General features: G+C 42.4%; 3 protein-coding genes. 2 read left to right on the forward strand and 1 reads right to left on the reverse strand.

The genetic code is table 11. The annotated features are described in order from the left end of the window. A partial coding sequence (locus VF500_RS21390; RefSeq protein WP_330861628.1) for a PAS domain-containing protein occupies nt 1–985 on the reverse strand: 985 nt, incomplete at its 3' end. A gap of 297 nt (nt 986–1,282) precedes the next feature. Here VF500_RS21390 and VF500_RS21395 point away from each other — a divergent pair. Together VF500_RS21395 and VF500_RS21400 are read left to right on the forward strand one after the other, a co-directional pair. Further along, nucleotides 1,283–1,750: a nuclear transport factor 2 family protein gene (locus VF500_RS21395; protein ID WP_330861629.1), complete on the forward strand. Its 468-nt coding sequence runs from the start codon at nt 1,283–1,285 to the stop codon at nt 1,748–1,750. Nucleotides 1,751–1,872: 122 nt separating this feature from the next. Next, nucleotides 1,873–3,721 (forward strand): ligand-binding sensor domain-containing protein (locus VF500_RS21400; protein ID WP_330861630.1); only part of this gene is annotated, 1,849 nt, incomplete at its 3' end.

A 3,721-nucleotide genomic window follows, 5' to 3' on the forward strand; every position in this document is an offset into this window, starting at 1 on the left:
CTATTTTATGGGCATTGTTTCGCAATTCAAAATCGTCGGGGTGCAGTGCTTTTACAAATAAATCGCGGGGTACATCACGGTTAACCCCAAATATGGCGTTAAACCTTTCTGACGTTAGTATTTCATCAGTAAGCAGGTCGAGGTCAAATGTGCCTATTTCGGCAGCTTCAACTGCCAGTCGGGCCCTTTCTTCAGCTTCTTCAATTTTTCGGCGTGCAAAAACTTTTTCTGTTACATCAATGGCAATTACCATGATAGCGCTCATTTGCCCATCAAAACCACGAACAGGCTCATAAACAAAATCAACAAATACCATTTCGGGTACGCCATTGCGCACAAGCAAAAGTTTATGCTCTTTGGCAGTGATAGGTTGTCCTGTTTCAATAACATTATCCATTACCGGTGCATATAGTTCGGCGGCTTCAGGTATCGCCTCCCAAATATCTCGGTTTTCCATTTCTGATCGTTTACGGCCAACAAGCTCAAGGTATGAGTCGTTAACTACTTCAACTACCAGGTTATCACTGTTTACTATGCAAATGCCAACGGGGGCCTGCCTCACCATGTTATACAAAGTATACCTGCTCTCTTCCATAGCCTGGCGGGCATGCTCAATTTCGGTAACATCGGTTGAGAAGCAAATAACCCCAACTATTTTACTGCGCGAGTTACGTACCGCCTGGAAGGTGAACTTGTAATAATTGATCTGCCGTTTGCCGTTAATAATAAATTCGGCCGGTTCATTGTTGCCATAATAGGTTTCGCCGGTACGGTATACTTCACTTATCAGGCTGCTGAAGGGTTGGCCTTTAAGATCGGGCAAAGCCTCATCAAAAGGTTTCCCAATTATAGATTTGTCTTTTCCCCACGCTTTTAAAGTGGCATCGTTAGCAATAGCAATAAGCTTATCACGGCCCATGCACATATACACCGGAAAAGGCGAGGCCTCGACAATGCTTCGGAAAAAGTTTTCAGTAGGTTCCAAGTTACGGTAGTAGTTTTATTCGGTAAACGATGCTCTCAAAAATAAAGATATTTTCGTACAGATTTAAATACCAGTGACAGCTTCTGCTATTGTTTATTGATAATTAAAGAATTATCACCATTGGTTTTCGGGTAAATAGCATATCTGCCAAAAATATGCGAAAAACAGCCTTGATAGGCGAAAAGCACCTGCTTGCTATATTCGTAGCTATAGATGGTCCAAGCCCCATGGCTTAGGTGTGATAGGCATATTTTTTTGATCAAAGCCTGCCCACATTTGATCAAAAAAATATCACAAATGAAAAATAAATTTTTATTGGCATGCATAGTAGGATTATTATCAGCCAGCACCATGTACGGTCGTCCGGTCACCGAAACAGGATACACCACTGTGATCCGTGATTTCATTGACAGCCATATGACCTCCAACTTTAAAAAATTAAAATCAATAATGAGCGATAACTCTGTACTGAAAATACCCCGCGGCGAAAAGGTGCTTGTACAGGAAAAAGAGGACCTGGTAAGTATGATGAAAAAGGATGCCGGCACTCAGCAAAATTGCCAGTCGAACTATGAAGTGCTTGCCAAAAGCGATGCCATGGTAATTGCCAGGGTTGATTTTAATTACGAAAACTGCACCCAGCATGATTACCTGATCATCGAAAAAAATGATAAACAGGACTGGAAAATAACCCAGGTATGCAAACTGTTTGAAGACATTCAAACACCGCTGAATAACAATAACTCAGTAGTAGCAAAAAACTAAATTTTACTTCCTTAACTGATAATAATTAATCACCCTGTTAGGGTGATTTTTTTTATTTTAATTAGCTTTAATTTAACTTTTTAATTGTACCCCCATACAAGTAATTTAAATTACGTTTTTAATTGAATAAGCTATCGCGTTTCCCCGTTTTTCTGCTTTTGTGTTCACTGGTATGTATGGTGTTGTTTACAGACCGGGCCTACGCACAGAAATACATTTTTGCGCACTACGATATTGAGGACGGGCTCATCCAGTCGCAAATAAATAAGCTTACCATGGATACCGACCACCGCCTGTGGATTGGTACGTTTGGCGGGGCCTGCCGTTTTGATGGAAAAGACTTTACCGCATATACCCGCTTAACCGGCTTGCCGGATAATTATGTTTCAACCATTTTTTCGGATAAAGGAGGCTGTACCTGGTTTGGTACCATGAACGGGCTCGCAAGGCTTTATAATGGGCGTATTATCCGGTACAAACCTGATATACCAGTAAAACGCTATTTCGTAGGTAATATAACCCAGGACGGCGAAGGCACCATATGGGTTACATCGGGCGGAATACTTTTCAGGGTTAAAAATGATAAAATGCAGCACGTGGTTGTTAGCGATGACCCGGAACTTTTTGTTACCAGTTTGGCGGTTAACACTGCAGGTGTATTATATGCTGCTGTTTATAAAAAAGGCATCTATCGCCTTAAAGGGCAAAAATGGGAGCACGCGATTGATGTTCCTTCAAAGGATGATGAGCAAATTATTAAACGGATCTTTTTCGATCGCTTTGATAAAAGTAAAACCTACCTTTTAACCCGGTCTGATTTATTATGCGCAACGGGCGGGATTGCTACCCCATGTGTGATAAAAGCTTTTGTTAAAAAAATGAAGGGCCAGTTGCTGTGTATTGAGCAGGATGCTGATGCTAACATTTGGCTGGGTACTGATAATGGTGCTTACTGTATTATGGGCGATGAGGTGATCCACTATAACTCATCAAACGGCCTTACTGACAACTCTATTCCCGATATTTATTTTGATGCCGATAAAAACCTATGGCTGGGTAGTCTTGGTAATGGTCTTTACCGTTGCGAAGGCGACCGGTATACGGTTTTTGACCGTACGCAAGGTATCCCCGAATCGAAAATTGTAATGTCGGTAGCCCAGGATTGGAACAACAATGTTTTAATGGGGATTGACGGTGGAGGTCTTTTACGCTATGACGGGAAAAAGACCAGCGAAGTGCCTGTACCTACAGGTTCGCCATATTTAAAAGGGGTACAATGTTTATATACCGATAAAAATGGTACTGTTTGGATTGGCACAGGCGGCACAGGTTTATGGGAATATGATAAAAGCGGTTTCCGGCAGGTAAAAAACAGTTCGGGTTTTGCCTACAATTTTATTACTGCAGGTGCTGACGGTACTATATGGCTGGCTACATCCATGGGCTGTTTCTACTATCAAAACGGGGAAATGAAGCAGTTGGAAGGGATCCCATCATATTCGGCATCAATGCTTGGTCTTGGGCGCGATTCTGTTTTAATAGGTACCCAAAACGGCGTAATGCTGGTGGTGAATAAGAAGATAGTTTCCGGCTTTAAACTCAAATCGTTTCCAACTACCGCAGTTTATAGCATGGTCCGGTACCATGACCTGCTGTTGGTAGGTACCGATGATAGCGGCCTCTACACCTGGGATATGACAACCGGGGCTGTTAATGTTTACAATATTGATGACGGACTTAAAGCCAACAGTATTTACAGCCTCGCGGCCGACGAACGCGGCAGGCTTTGGATGGGTACCGGTCGTGGAATTAACCGGATGCAATATGACCCTGCAAAGAAAACCTTTTGGGTAATTGATAATATCGGTTCAAAAGAGCCGGTTGTTGAGGCCAATCAAAATGCCATTATGCACCGCGGCCATGAGGTTTGGATAAGCACTACCAAAGCTGTTATGGTGTATAATACCATGA

This window comes from Mucilaginibacter sp. (assembly GCF_036383575.1).
In the GTDB taxonomy this organism is placed as follows: domain Bacteria; phylum Bacteroidota; class Bacteroidia; order Sphingobacteriales; family Sphingobacteriaceae; genus Mucilaginibacter.

Bases quoted from the DNA above. Each gene is read 5' to 3' on its own strand.
- VF500_RS21395 (WP_330861629.1), top strand. From the start codon at position 1,283: ATGAAAAATAAATTTTTATTGGCATGCATAGTAGGATTATTATCAGCC.